Raw genomic sequence first — 17,140 nt, 5'->3', positions numbered from 1 at the left:
CTGCTGTGCCCCGGGATGTTGCTCAAGTGAGCGCTCACATACTGAGGGTTCCGTGACGGGGTGTCAACTCATCGTGACCGTTTCGCGATCTCGTCACGCTGGTCGGACTGCGCGGTACGGTTGGCCTCGTGACGACCACGACCGCGCTCGAGGACGCCGGCGGCAAGCGCCGCAAGGCCCCCACGATCTTCGACGTCGCCGAGCGCGCGGGCGTCTCCCACCAGACCGTCTCCCGCGTGATCAACGGCGATCCGACCGTCCGCGAGCAGTACCGCTCGCAGGTGTCCGACGCCGTCACGGAGCTCGGGTACCGCCCGCGGGCCGCCGCTCGTGCGCTCGCCGGCGGACGCAGTCGGGCGCTCGGCATCATCACCGCGGGGGACGCGCTCTACGGACCGTCCAGCACCGCGATCGGCTTCGAGCGGGCCGCCCGGTCGGCCGGGTACCACGTGCTCCTCTCGACGCTGCCGGAGGACCCCAGACCCGTCGACCTGTCCGGCGCACTCACCACCCTGCTCGCCCAGGACGTCGCCTCGATCGTCCTCGTGGCAGCCGACAACCGCGTGCTCGACGCCCTCGCCTCGCTGACCGTCCCGGTCACGGTGCCCGTCGTCGTGGCGAACGCCGTGCAGCGCGACGCCGCCCGCGCCCCGGTGGCCCCGAGCGTCGCCGCGGTCGCGATCGACCAGGCCGCGGGGACCGAGCTCGTCATGCGGCACCTGTTCGACCACGGTCACCGGCGGATCGTGCACATCGCCGGCCCGAGCGTCTCCCAGGAGTCCGAGGTCCGCCGGAGCACCTACGTGCGGCTCATGCAGGAGTCCGGGCTCGAACCGGTCGTGCTCGACGGCGACTGGACCCCGGCGAGCGGCTTCGCGGCCGCCCGGACGATCGACGTGCACGCCGTCGACGCGGTGTTCGCCGGGAACGACCAGATGGCGCTCGGCGTGCTGCACGCGTTCGCCGACGAAGGGCTGCGGGTGCCGGACGACATCGCCGTGGTCGGGTTCGACGACGTCCCCGAGGCCGCGCACTTCACTCCGCCGCTCACCACGGTCCGGCAGGACTTCCGGGCGATGGGGGAGCGGGTGCTCGAGACGGTGCGGGCACTCGTCGAGGGCGAGCCCCGGGACGAGACGCTGCTCGTGCCGGAGCTCGTCGTCCGCCGCAGCGCGTAGGGCGGCGCAGTCAGCCCTTCAGCGCCCCCGACGACAGCCCAGCGACGTAGAACCGCTGCAGCCCGACGTAGAGCGCGATGCACGGGATCATCGCCACGACCGACCCGGCGACGAGGTTGCCGTACGACACCTGCCCGTACGCACCCGTCTGCAGGTTCAGCAGGGCGACCGGCAGCGTGTAGAGCGAGTCCTTCGTCAGGAAGGTCAGCGCCCCGAGGAACTCCGTCCACGACGCCAGGAACGCGTAGAGCGCGGCGGTCGCGGCCCCGGGCAGCAGCAGCGGCCGCAGCACGGACACGACGACCCGGAAGCGCGAGGCCCCGTCCACGAACGCCGAGTCCTCGAGCTCGGTCGGGATCGACTCGAACGCGTTCCGCATCACGAACACCCCGAAGGGCAGGTTCACCGTCGTGTAGAACAGCACGAGCCCGAGCAGCGAGTTGGTGAGCTTCATCGCGTTCAGTTCGAGGTAGAGCGGCGTGAGGATGGCCTGGAACGGCACCATCATCGTCAGCAGCACGAGCCCGAAGACGACGCCGGACCCACGGAACCGGAAGCGGGCGAACCCGTACCCGGCCAGCGTGGCGATCACGGCGGTGAGGACGGCGGTCGAGACCGACACGATCAGCGAGTTGACCACGCCCGTCAGCAGGTGCGACGAGGAGCTGAACACCGCGGCGAAGTTCTGCCACCCGAGCTGGAAGAACGTCGCCGGGTCCGGCGCCTGCGTGATGACGGCCTCGGACTGGAACGCGCGGAGGATCGACCAGATGAGCGGGACGCCGAACACGAGCGCCGATCCGACACCGGCGACCACGTAGAGGGTGCGCTTCACGGCGGTGTCGCGGGGGTGCCGAACGCTGCCCTGGTGGTGGCGGCGTCGTCGCCCGTCGCCGGTCGTGGTGAGGGTCCGGGTGGACAGGTCGGACGCTGCGAGGCCGGCGCGCGAGGTCGTGGTGCTCATGGCTCAGTCCTTCTCTCGCAGTGCCCAGAACTGGAACACCGTGACGGCGGCGATGACGACGACCAGGGCGATGGACTCGGCGGTCGCGGCCCCGAGCTGCAGGTTGACGAAGCCCCGGTTGTAGATCGCGTTGACGATCGTCGTGGTCTCCGTTCCCGGGCCGCCCTGGGTGAGGATGTAGAACTGGTTGAACGCCAGCAGCGAGCCGATCACCGAGATGATCACGCTGAGCGCCACGGTCGACCGGATCATCGGCAACGTGATGAGCCGCTCGGTCTGCCACCAGGACGCGCCCTCGAGCTGCGCGGACTCGTAGACCTCGTCGGGGACGCCCTGCATCGCCGACATCAGCAGCACCATGGTCAGCCCGGACACCGCCCAGACCACCAGCACGCAGATGAGCAGCGTCGCCAGTGGTCCGTTCACGAGCCAGGCGGTGCTGCCGTCGGTGATGCCGAGCCAGCGGAGCACCATGTTCACCGCGCCGGAGTTCGGTTGGGCCTCGAGCACGAGCATGAACGAGAGCGTGGTGAGTCCGACGACGTACGGCAGGAAGAACACCGTCCGCAGCAGGGTGCTGCCACGGCGGCGGGCCCGGACCAGCACGGCGAGGAAGTACCCGAGCGCCAGGATCGGCACCGTGACGATGGCCGTGTACAGGAGCGTGTAGCCGATCGCGTGCACGAACGTCGGGTCCTGGAACAGCGTCAGGTAGTTCTGCAGGCCGATGAACCGGTACGGGCCGATCAGGGGCCAGTTCGTGAACGAGATGTAGAGCGCGAACACGAGCGGCGCGAGGACGAACACCGCGACGAAGGCGATCGCCGGGGTGACGAGCAGGGCCCCGGTGCGCGGCGGGTGCGTGAGCGAGCCCCGGGTCGGGGCCGGGCGGCCGCGTCCGACGGTCGGCCGGCCTGCGCCGGTCCGGCCGCCGGCACTCCGCCGGGTGGTGAGGGTCGACATGTGCACCTCTCTGTGCTGTCGGTGGTGCGACGGGGGTCAGGCCTGGACCTGGTCGAGGATCCGCTGGTACTCGGACTGCGCCGTCCGCATGGCGGCTGCGGTCCCGGACCCGAACACGGCCTCGCGGAACATCGCGAAGTACGGCGATGACGGCTGGTTGTTGAGCAGGTTGTACGCCAGGGTCCGCGGCGCGTAGCCCTTGTCGATGGCGTCGAGCGGACCGAACGCGAGCGGGTACCGCTTCCGGTAGGCCGGGGTGGCGGCGTCCGAGCGGGTCGGGAAGTAGCCGCCGTCCGGGAGCGCCTGCTGCTGCTGGAGACCGTTCGCGTACTGCATGAACGCCCATCCGCCGGACGGGTTCGCCGCGCCGTTGGGGATGCACATGTTGTCCCCGCCGTCGAAGAACGAGCGCTTGCCGTCCCACGACGGGATGAGCACGGTCTGCATCTTCGCCCGCATCGCCTTCGTCGCCGCCGGCACGGTCGCGCCGTAGGAGGTCGGGAAGATGCCGACCTTGCCCGCGCGGAAGTCCGCACCCCACGTGGTGCCGGCATCGGAGTAGGTCGCCTTCGAGAGCACGCCGTCCCTCCAGAGCTGCCGGTAGAACTCGAGCATGCGTTCGAGGGCGTCGTTCCCGGTGATGTTCGCGTGTTGCGAGCCGACCTCGCCCGACATCATGTCCACGCCGGTCGCCCAGACGTGCGGCTGGGTGACGAAGCCGATGATCCCGGCCGAGTTGCCGGCGATCGACCACCCGTACACGTCGTCGCCGGTCTTCCGGATGGCCTTGGCCGCGGCGAGCAGCGAGTCGAGGTCCTTCGTCGCGTCCTCGACGTCGAGCCCGGCCCGTTCGAACAGCTCGGTGTTGACGAACAGCTGCGAGTTGTCGGCCAGGTAGGGCAGCCCGTAGTACCGGTCCCGGTACTCCAGCAGTCGCAGGTGGCCGGGGGAGAGCCGGTCGGCGTAGTCCAGCCCCTGCACGACGTCGGTGAGGTCGGCGAACGCCTCGCGGAAGATGAACAGCTGCGAGTTGATGTCGTCGAGGTCCACCACGTCGGGCGGCTCACCGCCGCGGATCGCGGTCGCGAGCTTGGTCACGTATTGGCCGTCCGGGACGGGGGTCAGTTCGACCTGCAGCGCCGGGTTCGCCTTGTTGAAGCCCGCGACGGTCGCGGTGAGGCCGGCCTGGGTCGCGGCGCGGCACCAGACCTGCACGGTGCCGGTCGCCTTCCTGCCGAAGCCCGCGACCTTCGCGTCGACCTTCGGCAGCGTGCCCGAGCACGCTGCGAGGGCGAGTGCTGCCCCGCCGGCGAGACCGCCGGCGAGGAACGCTCTGCGCAGCACCACGTCACCGGGCCAGCGGGAGCCAGACGCGCATCGGCGCGGCGCCGCGGTTCGCCCAGGCGTAGTAGGGAACCGCTGTCGCGGTCACGTCCTGGAGGCTCGTGGCGGGGTCCGGAGCGCCGGCCACGTCGTCGACGCTGGTGGCGTCCACGGCGCGATCCGCGCCTCCCGGCCCGTCCAACCGACGGTACGGCCACGCTGCCTGCGCGTGCTCGGCGGGCGCGCGACCCGGCACGCGCAGCGTGACGACCCCGTCGAGCAGGTCGTCCTGGCGCTCCTCGGTGATCGGCGCCCCGGCGTCGACCGTCAGGTCGTCGACCGTGAAGCCCTGCTGGTCGGCCTGCTCCACTGCGTAGACGAGGGGGCCGCGCTCGATGGCGACCTGCCCGCGGGCGGCGTCGATGCGGGCGTCCGCGACGTACCGGTGCGGCGTGGTGTCGAAGACGAGCTCGACGGTGTCGCCGACGGTCCAGTCCCGGTCGATGACGTGCAGCGAGCCCGGTGCCGCGCTCTGTACGCCGTCCGGACCGGTGACCGTCGTGGTGTCCGACCACGACGGGATCCGGAGCCCGAGGGCGAGCGGACCGTCCGCCGTGACCGTGACGACCACCCGACCGTCGTGCGGGTACCCGGTCTCGACCGACACCGGACCCAGGTCCGCCGTGGCGTACTGGTGCAGCTGCAGGCCGCCGTCGGTCGCGGTCGCCAGGTAGCCGTCCAGGCTCGCGAACGTCCGCATGATGTTCGGCGGGCAGCACGCGCAGTCGAACCAGCCGCGGCGCCCGTGCGCGGGGGAGCGGTTCTCGTCCTGGTGTGCGTGGTCCCGCTGCTGCAGCGGGTTCACGTAGAAGTACTCGGTGCCGCCCAGGCTGACACCGGCGAGGAACGCGTTGTACAGCAGGCGCTCGATCGCGTCGGCGTACACCGGCTTCCCGGTCGCGAGCAGCAGGCGCCACGCCCACTGGATGCCGCCGATCGCCGCGCAGGTCTCCGCGTAGCCGCGGTCGGTGGGGAGCTCGTACGGGTCGCCGAACGCCTCCCAGTCCCAGCGCGCACCGAGGCCGCCGGTGATGAACGCCTTCGTCGCCATCATGTCGGCGAACTGGCGCTCGCTCGCGGTCAGGAGCTCGGTGTCACCGGTCTCGATCGCGACGTCCACCGCTCCGGCCGCCAGGTAGACGGCACGGACGGCGTGGCCCTCGACGGTCGTGGCACGGCGGGCCGGGACACGGTCGGAGAAGTACGTCGGTTCGCCGCCGGCACGCTCGATGATGCCGTGACCGCGGGCGTCCACGAACCAGTGCGCGAGGTCGAGGTAGTCGCGGTTGCCGGTCTCGCGGTACAGCTCGACGAGGCCCATCTCGACGACGGGGTGCCCGTCGACGTCGGCCGTCCTCGGTGTCCCGTCCGGTGCGGCGCCGTCGCCGAACGTGCGGACCAGGTGGTCCGCGTTCCGGATCGCGACGTCGAGCAGGCCGGTGTCCCCGGTGGCCCGGTGCTGTGCCACCGCCGCCTGGTACAGGTGCCCGGCGCAGTACAGTTCGTGGCTCCACTTGAGGTCCGTGTACCGCTCGCCCTTCCCGCGGATCTGCTGCACGGAGTCCAGGTAGCCGTCGTCGGCCTGGGCGCGGGCGTACAGGGCCGTGACCTCGCGTTGGAGCTCGAGCAGGTCGTCCGACGGTGCGCGGCCGTACTCCCACGCCACCGCCTCGAGCCACTTGGCGATGTCGGAGTCCATGAAGATCGGGCCCGTCGCGTCGCCCTCCTCGAGCCCGGCGGCGATCCGGAGGTTCCGGAAGTTCCCCGCCGTCTCGAGCAGGGCGTACCCGCCGCGGATCGCGTCGCGGCCGTTGCGTTCCTGCCGGAGCGCCCAGAAGCCCCCGGTGATCCGGGCGTCGCCCGTCGGGAGGGGGCGGAGCGCGAGGTGCGCGTCGGCGGTCGGGAGGACCGGGGTCGCGGTCTGTGCGCGGCTGTCGGTCGCGAGCGTGGTGGTCATGTCGCCTCCTTGCGATGTGACGTGGCGTTCCGGAAAACGCTTTCTGCCGATGACGCTACGTCAGCACCGGAACCCCCACAAGGCCGTTGTCCACGATGTCCGTATGCTCGACCCGACGACGACCAGCGGAAAGGAACTTGCCGTGTCACTCGACGACCGAACCCGTGCCGTGCGCATCACCGACGTCGCGGTGCTCGCCGGGGTGTCGATCGGCACGGCGTCGAAGGCGCTCAACGGGACCGGACAGCTCCGTGACGAGACGCGAGCGCGGGTGAAGCAGGCAGCCGACAAGCTCGGGTTCGTCGGGGACGCCCGTGCGCGCGCGCTCGCCTCCGGCCGGACCTACACCGTCGGCATGATCACCACCGACTCGTTCGGCCGGTTCTCGATCCCGGTGCTCCTCGGCGCCGAGGACGTCCTGTCCGCGGGGCAGATGGCCGTCCTGCTCTGCGACACCCGCGACGACCACGTCCGTGAGTCGCACTACCTGCGGTCCCTCGTCGCGCGCGGCGTCGACGGCATCATCGTCACCGGGCGGTCGGCCGACGCCCGACCGCCGGTCGACGTCGCCATCCCGGTGGTCTACGCGTTCACGCCGTCGACGTCGTCGCGCGACGTGTCGATCACGCTCGACGACACCGCCGGCTCGGCTGCCGTCGCTGCCCACGTGCTCGCCGTCGGTCGGACCAGGGTCGCCGTCGTCACCGGTCCCCGACGACACCGGTCCGCAGTGCGGCGCGTCGAGGGGGCGTCGGCGGTGCTCGGCGATCGCCTGGTCGGCGAGCCGATGTACGGGGAGTGGTCGGAGCACTGGGGCCGACAGGCGGTCGACCTGCTGCACCGCGGTGGGGTCGACGTCGACGCGATCGTGTGCGGGAGCGACCAGATCGCACGCGGTGTCTGCGACCGACTGCGCGAGACCGGTCGGTCCGTGCCGGACGACGTCGTCGTCACCGGGTACGACGACTGGGACGTCATGGCGCTGGCGAGTCGTCCACCACTGACGACCGTCGACCTGCGACTGGAGGAGCTGGGGCGGGTCGCGGGACGGGCGCTCCTCGCCGCGATCGAGGGCGGCTCCGCCGAGTCGGCGACCGTGACCCCGAGCCTGGTCGTCCGGGAGTCCAGCGTCGGATCGTAGGGCGGTGCGTCGGTGCGATCAGCGCGGAGGCTCGACGTCCGCACTGCCGGACGACGCGCGCTCCACCATCCGCACCGGGTGGCGGACACGGCCGCTGCGCGGGTGGCCCTCGATGGCGTCGACGAGGGCCTGCGCCGCGAGCCTGCCGAGTTCCTGCAGGTTCATGTCGACGCTCGTGAGCGGTGGGCGTGCGTCCTCGACCAGGATGTCCCAGTTGTCGAAACCGCTCACCGCGACGTCCACGGGGATGGACCGGCCGCTCTCGCGCACGGCGTCCATGACCCCACGGGCGATCTGGTCGCTGCCCGCGATGACGGCGTCCAGGTCGGGGTGTCGCGCGAGCAGACGCTCGGTCGCCGTCCGCCCCCAGCGCTCCGTCCACGCCCCGAAGACGGAGCCGGCGCTGCCGACCAGCTCGAGCCCGTGGGCGTCGAGTGCGGCTGCTGCGCCCCGGAGGCGGTCCCGGGCAGCCGCGTAGGAGTCCTCACCGCTCACCATGGCGATCCGCCGGCGGCCGCCGGCGACGAGGTGGTCCGCGACCAGTCGACCGGCGAGCTCGTTGTCCGGCTCGAACGACAGGTCGGCCTCGTCCGTCGACGGCGCGTAGACGTAGACCACCGGGACGTCGGTGACGACCTGCACCGGAGGCCGCGGGTTCGTGGTCCGGCCGACGACCAGCACGCCGTCGACGCGGCGGGTGAGCAGGGACTGGAGCTGCAACTGCTCGCGGACCACGCTGTCCCGGGCGTCGGCGAGCAGCACCGACAGCGAGCCTGCGCCGAACGCGTCCTCGGCACCGAGCAGCACCGGGAGGACGAACCGGTTGTCGAGGTCGCTCGTGAGCATCCCGATGGTGTTCGTGGGGGCGCGGTTCAGTGCGCGGGCGAATGGGTTCGGTGTGAACGACAGTGCGGCGGCGGCGGCCAGCACGGCTTCGCGCGAGCGTGCGCTGACGTGGGCCTTGCCGTTGAGCGCCTTCGACGCCGTCGCGGTGGACACCCCGGCCGCCCGGGCGACGTCGGCCAGGGTCACCGTCTCAGATGCCTCGGCCAGGTTGCCGGTCCTGTCGTCTCCGTCGCTCATCAGACCTCCCGAAACTAGTTTACGGAAGTTCTTGACACCGTCCAGCGCCGATGGCTACATTGCTCCCGAAACCGGTTTCGGTTCTGCTCGACGACGAGGGCTCCCTCGGTCGACGGTGCGGACCGGTCACCCGGACCGAGCGATCACGTCGCATTCAGAGAGGAACCCGTGATCATGCGCACCAAGAACGTTCTCCGCATCACAGCCCTTGCCGCAGCAGCCGTCACCGTCGTCGGCCTCAGTGGCTGCGCCGCGTCGTCGTCGGGCTCCACCGACGCGGCCAAGGGGACCTACAGCTTCTGGGACCCGTACCCCCAGTACGACGCGTCGTCCGCCTGGGGCAAGCTCGTCACCCAGTGCGGCAAGGACGCCGGCGTCACCGTCAAGCGGACCGGCTACGACACCTCCGACCTGACCAACAAGGCGCTCCTGGCCGGCCAGCAGGCCAAGTCGCCCGACGTCCTGCTGGTCGACAACCCGGTGGTCTCGACGCTGGCGAAGTCCGGGATCCTGACCGACACCGGCACGAACGGCCTGCAGACCGGCTCCGTCGCGAAGAACATCCTCGGCGCGGGCGTCATCGACGGGAAGACCTACGGGGTCCCGATCGGCGCGAACACCCTTGCGCTCTACTACAACCCGAAGGTCCTGCAGAAGGCCGGTGTCGACGTCTCCTCGGTCAAGGACTGGGCGTCGCTGACCGCGGCGCTCGCGAAGGTCAAGGCAGCCGGCGGGAAGGGCATCACGTTCTCCGGGATCAACACGGAGGAGGGCTCGTTCCAGTTCCTGCCGTGGTTCTGGGGCGCCGGGGCGGAGCTGACGAAGCTCGACTCGTCGAAGGCCGAGGCTGCCCTGCAGCTCTGGAAGGGCTGGATCGACAAGGGGTACGCGCCGAACTCGGTCATCCAGAACACCCAGACGACGAGCTGGCAGGAGTTCCAGTCGGGCGACTTCGCGTTCGGCGAGAACGGGACCTGGCAGAAGGACGCCGCGAAGCAGATGGGCGCGGGGGTCATCACCATCCCGGCCGAGGACGGCGGCGCAGCCCCGGTGCCGACGGGTGGCGAGTTCTTCACGATCCCGGTGCAGAAGGACACGGCCCGCTACGCGGTGACGAAGAAGATCGTGCAGTGCCTGTCCTCCGGCGACAACGTCGTCACGACGGACAACACGCTCAACTACATCGCCGCGTCGACGACCCTGCAGGACAAGCAGCTCGCCGCGGACTCGTCGCTGAAGACCTGGGTCGAGGCGGTGCAGGCCGCGAAGGCGCGCACCGGCGACAACCTCGGCGTGAAGTACCCGGTGATCTCGGAGCAGCTCTGGACCGCCGTCCAGAAGGCGGAGAGCGGCTCTGCATCGCCGTCCGACGCGCTCCAGGCGGCGCAGCAGGCCGTCTCGTCGAAGCTCTCGAACTGACCAGCACACCACCACCACGGAAGCCGGCTGAACCATGACGACCGACACGACGTCACTGCGACCGTCGGCTGCGCGCGCCAGCGCCGGGGCGGAGACCACCTCCGCCCCGGCACGGGCTCGACGCCCCCGCGCGCAGCGACGTGCACAACTCACGGCGTGGGCGTTCCTCGCACCCGTCGCCGCGTACCTGCTCCTCTTCTACGCGTACCCGCTCTACAAGAACATCGAGCTGAGCCTGCACCACTACACGGTGACCTCGTTCGTCAGCGGCGATGCCCCGTTCGTCGGACTGGCGAACTTCGTCGCGGTCTTCACCAACGCGACGTTCGCCCCGGCGGTGTGGCACACGGCGGTGTTCGTGCTCGTGTCGATCGCGGTGCAGTTCGCCCTCGGCCTGGCGCTGGCGGTGTTCTTCCACAACCGGTTCCCCCTGTCCGGCCTGCTCCGCGCGCTGTTCCTGGTGCCGTGGCTGTTGCCCCTGCTGGTGTCCGCGTCGACCTGGTCGTGGATGATGAACAGCGACTCCGGGATCGTCAACGCGTTCCTGGAATCCGTCGGCATCGGGCAGATCAACTGGCTCACGTCGCCGACCTGGTCGCTGATCGCGGTCCTCGTCGCGAACATCTGGATCGGGATCCCCTTCAACCTCGTGATCATGTACTCGGGGCTCCAGGGCATCCCGGAGGAACTGTACGAAGCCGCGTCGCTGGACGGTGCGAACGGGTGGCAGCGGTTCTGGCGGATCACGTTCCCGTTGCTGCGACCGGTGACCGCGATCACCCTGTTGCTCGGGTTCGTCTACACCCTCAAGGTGTTCGACATCATCTGGATCATGACCAAGGGCGGGCCCGCCGGGTCGAGCACCACCCTGGCGATCTGGGCGTACCAGTTGGGCTTCGGCAACCTGCTCCCCGACTTCAGTTCCGCCGCGACCGTGGGCAACGTCCTCATCCTCGTCGCCCTCGTCGTCGGCCTCGTCTACGCGCGCATGCAGCGCCGTCTGGAGGTGTGACGTGCGCCGTCGACCCTGGTGGCAGACCACCCTCGGCATCGTCCTCACCGCGGTGATGCTCTTCCCCGTCTACTGGATGGTCAACGTCTCGCTGACGCGTGACCAGGACATGCGGAAGAGCCCGCCGAACCTGCTCCCGATCGACCCGACCCTGCACGGGTACACGACCGTCCTCGGGCAGCAGCTGCCGTTCCTCGGCACCAGCCTGGTGGTCGGCCTCGGCACCGTCGTGCTGACCCTGCTCCTGTCCGCCCCGGCCGCCTACTCGCTCGCGAAGCTCCGTCCCCGCGGCGGTGGCGCGATGAGCTTCGTCCTCCTGATCGCGCAGATGATCCCCGCGATCATCATGGCGATGGGCTTCTACACGATCTACGTGAAGCTCGGCATCCTCGACACCGTCTGGGGGCTCATCCTCGCCGACTCCACCATCGCGGTCCCCTTCGGCGTCCTCATCTTCACCGCGTTCATGCGGGGGATCCCGGACGAACTCCTGAACGCCGCGCGGATCGACGGGGCGAACACCTGGCGCACCTTCACCGCGATCGTGATGCCCGTCAGCCGGAACTCGCTCGTCACCGTCTCGCTGTTCTCGTTCCTGTGGGCCTGGTCGGACTTCCTGTTCGCCAACACCCTCGACGGCGGCGGCGACGCGAAGCCGATCACCCTCGGCATCTACGCCTACATCGGCAACAACAACCAGGAGTGGAACTCGATCATGGCGACCGCGGTGGTGGCCTCGATCCCCGCCGCGGTCCTGTTGGTCCTCGCTCAGCGCTACGTCGCCGCCGGGGTCACCGCCGGCGCCGTCAAGGACTGACCGGACCCGTTCCACCCCATTCGTCCGTCGTACCTCGAAGGAACCCCATGTCACTGACGCACGTGACCGCATCCTCGTCCGGCCCGGTCTCGCCCTCGTCCTCCACGCTCCGTCCCCTGCCCCTCGGCGCGGTCCGGCTCGTCGGCGGGTACTGGGGCGACTGGCAGCAGCGGAACGCCGACACCGTGCTCGCACACTGCGAGACCTGGATGGAACGGATCGGCTGGATCGGCAACTTCGACGCCGCCGCGACCGGTGAGCCGTTCGAGCACGCCGGCATCGAGTTCGTCGACTCGGAGGTCTACAAGCTGCTCGAGGCGATGGCCTGGGAACTCGGGCGGAGCGGCGACCCGCAGCTGGCGGACCGGTACGACCGGCTCGTCGAGCGGGTCGCCGCGGCACAGGACGACGACGGGTACCTGCACACGAGCTTCGGCCGCTCGTGGCAACGTGCACGCTGGTCGGACCTGGAGTGGGGCCACGAGCTCTACAGCATGGGGCACCTGATCCAGGCCGCCGTCGCGCGACTCCGGACCGCCGGCGGCGGGTTGCTCGTCGACGTGGCGGTGCGGGTCGCCGACCACCTCGTCGAGGTGTTCGGTCGGGACGGGCGGGAGGCCGTGTGCGGCCACCCGGAGATCGAGCCGGCACTCGTCGAGCTCGGTCGGGCGACCGGCGACCACCGGTACGTCCTGCTCGCGCGGACGTTCGTCGAGCGACGTGGCCGCGGCCTGCTCGCTCCCATCGAGTACGGGCAGGAGTACTTCCAGGACGACGTCCCGGTCCGCCGCGCCGAGGTGCTGCGCGGGCACGCCGTCCGAGCGCTCTACCTCGCTGCCGGGGCGGTCGACGTCGCCGTCGAGACCGGGGACGCGGAGCTGCTGCACGCCGTCGAACGACAGTGGGAGCACACCGTCGCGCGCCGCACCTACCTGACCGGGGCAATGGGTGCGCACCACCAGGACGAGGCGTTCGGTGCCGACTTCGAGCTGCCACCGGACCGGGAGTACGGCGAGACGTGCGCCGCGATCGCGTCGAACATGCTGTCGTGGCGACTGCTGCTCGAGACGGGGGACTCGAAGTACGCCGACCTGATCGAGCGCACCCTGTACAACGCGGTGATGGTGGCTCCGCGCGAGGACGGTCGGGCGTTCTTCTACGCCAACACCCTGCACCAGCGCGTCGAGGGCACCGTCCCGCCCGAGGACGCCATCAGCGCCAGGGCCCTGTCGAGTCTGCGCGCGCCGTGGTTCGAGGTGTCGTGCTGCCCGACGAACCTCGCCCGGACGCTCGCGAGCGTCGAGTCGGTGTTCGCGACGATGACGGCCTCCGGGCTGCAGCTGCACCAGTACGGCGACTACGACGTGGACGTCACGCTGCCCGACGGGACGCCGATCGGCTTCACGGTCCGGTCCGGCTGGCCGTACGACGGCGCGGTCGTGCTGACCGCGACGACCGCCACGGACGCCCCGGTCACGGTGCAGCTGCGCGTTCCCGCCTGGGCGGACGGCGCCGAGCTCGAGACACCGGAGGGTCGGCGCGCCGCACCGGCGGGGCAGCTGGTCACCGTCGAGCGGACCTTCGTCGTCGGCGACCGGCTCACGCTCACGGTCCCCGTCCAGGCCCGCCTGACGGTGCCGGATCCGCGCATCGACGCCGTCCGCGGCACCGTGGCCGTCGAGCGCGGCCCCCTGGTCTACGCGCTCGAGTCGACGGACCTCGGGCAGGACGTCGGCGACGTCGTGGTCCTGCCGGAGGTCCCGGTGGAGGACCACGGCGCCGGCGACGTGCGCGTCGCGGTCGCCACCCGATCCGTGGAAGCCGGGCCGGGCCTCCCGTACGGCAGCCCCGAGACCGAGACCACCTTCGTCGACACCGTGCGGCTCGTGCCGTACGCGACCTGGGGCAACCGCGGACCCTCGACGATGCGGGTGTTCCTCCCCACGGTGTGAACTCCTGAGCCGCCGGGTGCCTGATCTCCTCGGCGGCTCAGGTCTCGACGGCACCGGTCCGCCGTCGTCGGTCAGGGCCGCCGTCGTCGGTCAGGACCGCGTCGACTCCGGCACCCTGGCCGCACTGCCCCGATCGGTCACGCGTGTCGTGACGAACTGGGTCGTGGGCGGGCCGGCCTGCTCGGGATCGGTGATCCGCTGCAGGAGTCTCCGGACGGCACGGTGCCCCAGCTCGTCGGGCACGGTGTCGACCGCCGTGTAGGCCAGGGAGAACGACCGCCCGAAGTTGTCCGAGTAGAGACTCACGACCGACAGGTCGCGGGGGACCTCGACGGAACGCTCGCGCAGCACCGTCGGGAGCGCCGCGACCGAGGCGTCGTTGTGCACGACCAGGGCCGTCGCTCCGGGCCGTGCGTCCAGGACGGCGTTGAGGTTCCGTGCGACCGCGGGCTGTTGTGACTCGCCGTCGTGTGCGGTGATGCGCATGCCGTGCTGTGCGCCCCGCTCCAGGGCTGCGTCGCGGAACCGCCACGCGTACGCGCCGCCGCGCTCGTACACGTGCCGTGGCGGCGTCACGAGTGCGACGTCGCGGTGCCCGAGGTCGTGGAGCCGGTCGACGAGCACACGGGCGGCCTCGCCGAAGTCGAGGTCGAACACGTCGAGGCCGGAGGGGTCCCCCGGCAGCCCCACCATCGATCCGGGCACCCGCGACGCACGGAGGCCCGCCAGTCGTGGGTCGTCGTGGGTGACGTCGAGCAGCACGACGCCGTCCACCATCCCGGTCGAGGTGATCCGCCGCAGCGCGGCGGCGCCGTCGGCCTCGGTCACCATGAGGACGTCGTAGCCGTGCTGCCGAGCCGTGTCGGAGATCGGCAGCACGTACTCGAGCATGGCGGGCGCGAACTCGTCCGGGTGGAACTGCACGAAGAGGCCCAGGATCATCGTCTGGTTGGTGGCCAGCGCGCGGGCGCCGGCGTTCGGGGTGAAGCCGAGCTCGACGATCGCCCGCTCGATCCGGTCGCGGGTCTCCTGCGAGATCACCCGTCGCCCCGACAGGGCGTAGGACACGGTGCTGCGCGCCACGCCGGCGGCCTTCGCCACGTCCGCGATCGTCGCCATGGGGTCCCCGCCTCGACCTTCCTCGTACCGGTTCGAGCACTGTCGCAGCGAATCGGTTCGACGTCAACGTCGCGCGCGTCGACGACGGGTCCGCCCGGAGCGGACGGCGGTGCACGCGGACGGCGGGCCCGCCCGGACCGGACGGACCCGCCGTGGGACGGTTCCTACTGCAGGTGGATGCTGTCCAGCTCGGCGTACCCGGTCCCGCCGGCGTAGTTCGGCGCTCCCTTGGCGAGTCGGATCACGTTGTAGCCGGCCTGCAGCTGGACCGTGACGTCGACACTGCCCGTCGGGTTCCCCCAGCCGGAGGTGGTCGGCGGGTAGGTCACCGTCGAGAAGCCGCCACCGTTGTAGGCGAGCCCCTGGGTCGCGTTCGCACCGGTGGCGTTCGCGTACTTGACGGACATCGTGTAGGCCCTGGCGGTCGGCACGTTGACCAGGAAGTCGACGAAGCTGTCCGTCCGCGCGTCACCGGAGTCGTCGATGCGGCCGACGTAGCCGCCGTTCGACGCGGTCGGCGACGACAGCCTGCTGGCGTTGACGACGGTCGCGTTCTCCGCCTCGTAGGTCTGCTGGTACGTCGGCGCGCCCGTCGTCGGGGTGATCAGCAGCTGGTACGCAGCGACCGCGTCCATGTTCGACACCGGCACGGTGATGGATCCGTTGACGACGGAGTAGGTCGTCGTCGACACGGTGTTCGGAGCGGCCTGGTTCGTCGTGCGACCCGTCGTGTTCGTCGACGAGAGCTGGACGGAGACCTGGTTGCCGAGTCCCGACAGACCGTTCACCCGGACCGTGTTCGCGCCGCTGTCGCCACCGAAGACGACGTTGACCTGCTTCCGGCTCGCGTCGTAGGACGCGACTCCGTCGAGGTACGACTGCGGAACGGTCTCGACGACGTTGCCCGACTGGTCGCCGTACCACTTGTAGGCCCAGTAGGACGCGGTCGGCTGGTTGCGGTACAGCAGCCCGTCCATCGTCCCGGCCTCGTACCAGTACGCGCGTTCCGCGTTGGCGATGCCGGCCCGCTCGAACGCGGCCATGTAGTGCACGCCGATGCTCGGCTGGTCGACCTGTCCGGGCGAGGCGTACTCGTTGATCGAGATCGGGATGTGCGGCAGCCCGAGCGAGTCCTCGATCGCGCGGAAGTCGGCGACGTGTGCCTGGACGTTCTGGTAGCTGAAGTCATCGAGCTCGTGCCAGACCGCCACCGAGGGCAGTGTGTTCGTGTTCTTGGCGTTCGTCATGAACGAGAGCATGAAGTCGTGGTCGTAGGCGCTGGCACCGGGCCCGATGATCGGCGTGAGGGTGTCGATCGCACGGATGTCGCGGTACGTCCGTGTCCACATGTCGAGGTAGCTGCCGGCGTTCGGGTCGTTCTTCGTGCTGGTCGTCCAGTTGGCGTCCGGCTCGTTCCAGATCTCGTAGCCGGCGATGTTGGTGGTCGACGTCGCGTTGACCCGGGCCGTGATCATCGTCTTGATCTTCGACTCCCAGTCCGGCCAACTGACCCAGTTGTAGGGGAACGTGCTGAAGACGTCGGGGAGTCGCAGGTACTGCTGACCACCGGCGGAGGTGATCTTGCCGGCGACCTGCAAGCCGTCGCAGCACGGGCTGCTCGCGCCGTTCCCGAGCTGCTGCGTGCCGGGCGGGGGCTGCGTGAACGTGTTGACGTGCAGGGGGTAGAGCTGGCTCAGCGGCGGCGTGCTCCCGGTGTCGACGCCGTACAGGCCTCCCGCCGCGACGTGGGTGACCGGTCGGACGGTGGTGCCGACGTTGACTGTCAACGTGTTGCCCGCGGCGAGGGCGGGTGAGGCGGGCCCGAAGCCGGCGAGCACCGTGCCCGCGGCGGCCAGTGTGCAGAGGACCGCGGCGAGCCGCCGCGTGCGGAGTGGTCCGCCCCGTCGGCGTCCGGACCGGGGTTGGACATGAAGATGCGTCATTGCTTCTCCCTCGAGGATCTCCGGGTGAGCCAGCGACGGCGGTCGTCGTGATCGCACCTGGCGGTTCGTCGTCGAACCGGTTCGACGATCATCGACGCACACCTCGGCGGTGTCAAGGTGCGTTGTCCTGGGTGCGTGACCGACCGGCGGCGCGGTCACGCGCGACACGGCGTCCGACGCACCGCCTCGTCTTGTCGGGTGAGCGCTCA

At 70.4% G+C, this 17,140-nt stretch carries 13 protein-coding genes; 6 read left to right on the top strand and 7 right to left on the bottom strand.

From position 1 onward, the window contains the following. The first annotated feature begins 128 nt into the window (after positions 1-128). Positions 129-1,178 carry a LacI family DNA-binding transcriptional regulator gene (locus ACRQ4B_RS15940; protein WP_439692370.1) on the top strand — a complete coding sequence of 350 codons (1,050 nt, stop codon included), beginning with the start codon at positions 129-131 and terminating at the stop codon, positions 1,176-1,178. A 10-nt stretch (positions 1,179-1,188) separates the two neighbouring features. Here ACRQ4B_RS15940 and ACRQ4B_RS15935 read toward each other — a convergent pair whose 3' ends face one another. From ACRQ4B_RS15935 to ACRQ4B_RS15920, 4 genes are read right to left on the bottom strand one after another with little or no spacing between them, the layout of a single operon-like run. Next, positions 1,189-2,142, bottom strand: a complete 954-nt coding sequence (locus tag ACRQ4B_RS15935) for a carbohydrate ABC transporter permease (protein ID WP_439692369.1) — start codon at positions 2,140-2,142, stop codon at positions 1,189-1,191. A gap of 3 nt (positions 2,143-2,145) precedes the next feature. Next, positions 2,146-3,105, bottom strand: a complete 960-nt coding sequence (locus ACRQ4B_RS15930) for a carbohydrate ABC transporter permease (protein ID WP_439692368.1) — start codon at positions 3,103-3,105, stop codon at positions 2,146-2,148. A gap of 36 nt (positions 3,106-3,141) precedes the next feature. Beyond that, positions 3,142-4,449: an ABC transporter substrate-binding protein gene (locus ACRQ4B_RS15925; RefSeq protein WP_439692367.1), complete on the bottom strand. Its 1,308-nt coding sequence runs from the start codon at positions 4,447-4,449 to the stop codon at positions 3,142-3,144. 4 nt (positions 4,450-4,453) lie between these two features. Then, positions 4,454-6,445, bottom strand: a complete 1,992-nt coding sequence (locus ACRQ4B_RS15920; RefSeq protein WP_439692366.1) for a glycoside hydrolase family 127 protein — start codon at positions 6,443-6,445, stop codon at positions 4,454-4,456. Between the two features lie 142 nt (positions 6,446-6,587). On the opposite strand from ACRQ4B_RS15920, the gene ACRQ4B_RS15915 reads away from it, so the two are divergent. After that, positions 6,588-7,586, top strand: a complete 999-nt coding sequence (locus ACRQ4B_RS15915; protein WP_439692365.1) for a LacI family DNA-binding transcriptional regulator — start codon at positions 6,588-6,590, stop codon at positions 7,584-7,586. An 18-nt stretch (positions 7,587-7,604) separates the two neighbouring features. Here ACRQ4B_RS15915 and ACRQ4B_RS15910 read toward each other — a convergent pair whose 3' ends face one another. Continuing rightward, complete coding sequence (locus ACRQ4B_RS15910) at positions 7,605-8,669, bottom strand: LacI family DNA-binding transcriptional regulator (RefSeq protein ID WP_439692364.1); 1,065 nt, start codon at positions 8,667-8,669, stop codon at positions 7,605-7,607. A 174-nt stretch (positions 8,670-8,843) separates the two neighbouring features. Between ACRQ4B_RS15910 and ACRQ4B_RS15905 the strand changes: the two genes are divergently transcribed. Genes ACRQ4B_RS15905 through ACRQ4B_RS15890 form a run of 4 tightly spaced genes read left to right on the top strand, consistent with a single transcriptional unit; the run spans position 8,844 to position 13,869 of the window. Next, the gene (locus ACRQ4B_RS15905; RefSeq protein ID WP_439692363.1) at positions 8,844-10,088 is read left to right on the top strand and encodes a sugar ABC transporter substrate-binding protein; all 1,245 of its coding nucleotides are present in this window, start codon (positions 8,844-8,846) and stop codon (positions 10,086-10,088) included. Between the two features lie 34 nt (positions 10,089-10,122). Then, positions 10,123-11,100, top strand: a complete 978-nt coding sequence (locus ACRQ4B_RS15900; RefSeq protein WP_439692362.1) for a carbohydrate ABC transporter permease — start codon at positions 10,123-10,125, stop codon at positions 11,098-11,100. A 1-nt stretch (position 11,101) separates the two neighbouring features. Beyond that, the gene (locus ACRQ4B_RS15895) at positions 11,102-11,917 is read left to right on the top strand and encodes a carbohydrate ABC transporter permease (protein WP_439692361.1); all 816 of its coding nucleotides are present in this window, start codon (positions 11,102-11,104) and stop codon (positions 11,915-11,917) included. Between the two features lie 47 nt (positions 11,918-11,964). Further along, complete coding sequence (locus ACRQ4B_RS15890) at positions 11,965-13,869, top strand: glycoside hydrolase family 127 protein (RefSeq protein WP_439692360.1); 1,905 nt, start codon at positions 11,965-11,967, stop codon at positions 13,867-13,869. Between the two features lie 90 nt (positions 13,870-13,959). Here ACRQ4B_RS15890 and ACRQ4B_RS15885 read toward each other — a convergent pair whose 3' ends face one another. Further along, positions 13,960-14,988, bottom strand: coding sequence for a LacI family DNA-binding transcriptional regulator (locus ACRQ4B_RS15885; RefSeq protein ID WP_439692359.1), 1,029 nt, complete (start codon positions 14,986-14,988; stop codon positions 13,960-13,962). Between the two features lie 164 nt (positions 14,989-15,152). Beyond that, complete coding sequence (locus ACRQ4B_RS15880; protein ID WP_439692358.1) at positions 15,153-16,931, bottom strand: CBM35 domain-containing protein; 1,779 nt, start codon at positions 16,929-16,931, stop codon at positions 15,153-15,155. Positions 16,932-17,140 lie beyond the last annotated feature (209 nt).

This window comes from Curtobacterium sp. SP.BCo (genome assembly GCF_051903265.1).
Lineage (GTDB): Bacteria > Actinomycetota > Actinomycetes > Actinomycetales > Microbacteriaceae > Curtobacterium.
The sequence above is the reverse complement of the archived record's forward strand: the minus strand, read 5'-3'. Positions and strand labels throughout refer to the sequence as shown.

Bases quoted from the DNA above. Each gene is read 5' to 3' on its own strand.
- ACRQ4B_RS15935 (WP_439692369.1), bottom strand. From the start codon at position 2,142: ATGAGCACCACGACCTCGCGCGCCGGCCTCGCAGCGTCCGACCTGTCC.
- ACRQ4B_RS15930 (WP_439692368.1), bottom strand. From the start codon at position 3,105: ATGTCGACCCTCACCACCCGGCGGAGTGCCGGCGGCCGGACCGGCGCA.
- ACRQ4B_RS15920 (WP_439692366.1), bottom strand. From the start codon at position 6,445: ATGACCACCACGCTCGCGACCGACAGCCGCGCACAGACCGCGACCCCG.
- ACRQ4B_RS15910 (WP_439692364.1), bottom strand. From the start codon at position 8,669: ATGAGCGACGGAGACGACAGGACCGGCAACCTGGCCGAGGCATCTGAG.
- ACRQ4B_RS15905 (WP_439692363.1), top strand. From the start codon at position 8,844: ATGCGCACCAAGAACGTTCTCCGCATCACAGCCCTTGCCGCAGCAGCC.
- ACRQ4B_RS15900 (WP_439692362.1), top strand. From the start codon at position 10,123: ATGACGACCGACACGACGTCACTGCGACCGTCGGCTGCGCGCGCCAGC.
- ACRQ4B_RS15890 (WP_439692360.1), top strand. From the start codon at position 11,965: ATGTCACTGACGCACGTGACCGCATCCTCGTCCGGCCCGGTCTCGCCC.
- ACRQ4B_RS15885 (WP_439692359.1), bottom strand. From the start codon at position 14,988: ATGGCGACGATCGCGGACGTGGCGAAGGCCGCCGGCGTGGCGCGCAGC.
- ACRQ4B_RS15880 (WP_439692358.1), bottom strand. From the start codon at position 16,931: ATGACGCATCTTCATGTCCAACCCCGGTCCGGACGCCGACGGGGCGGA.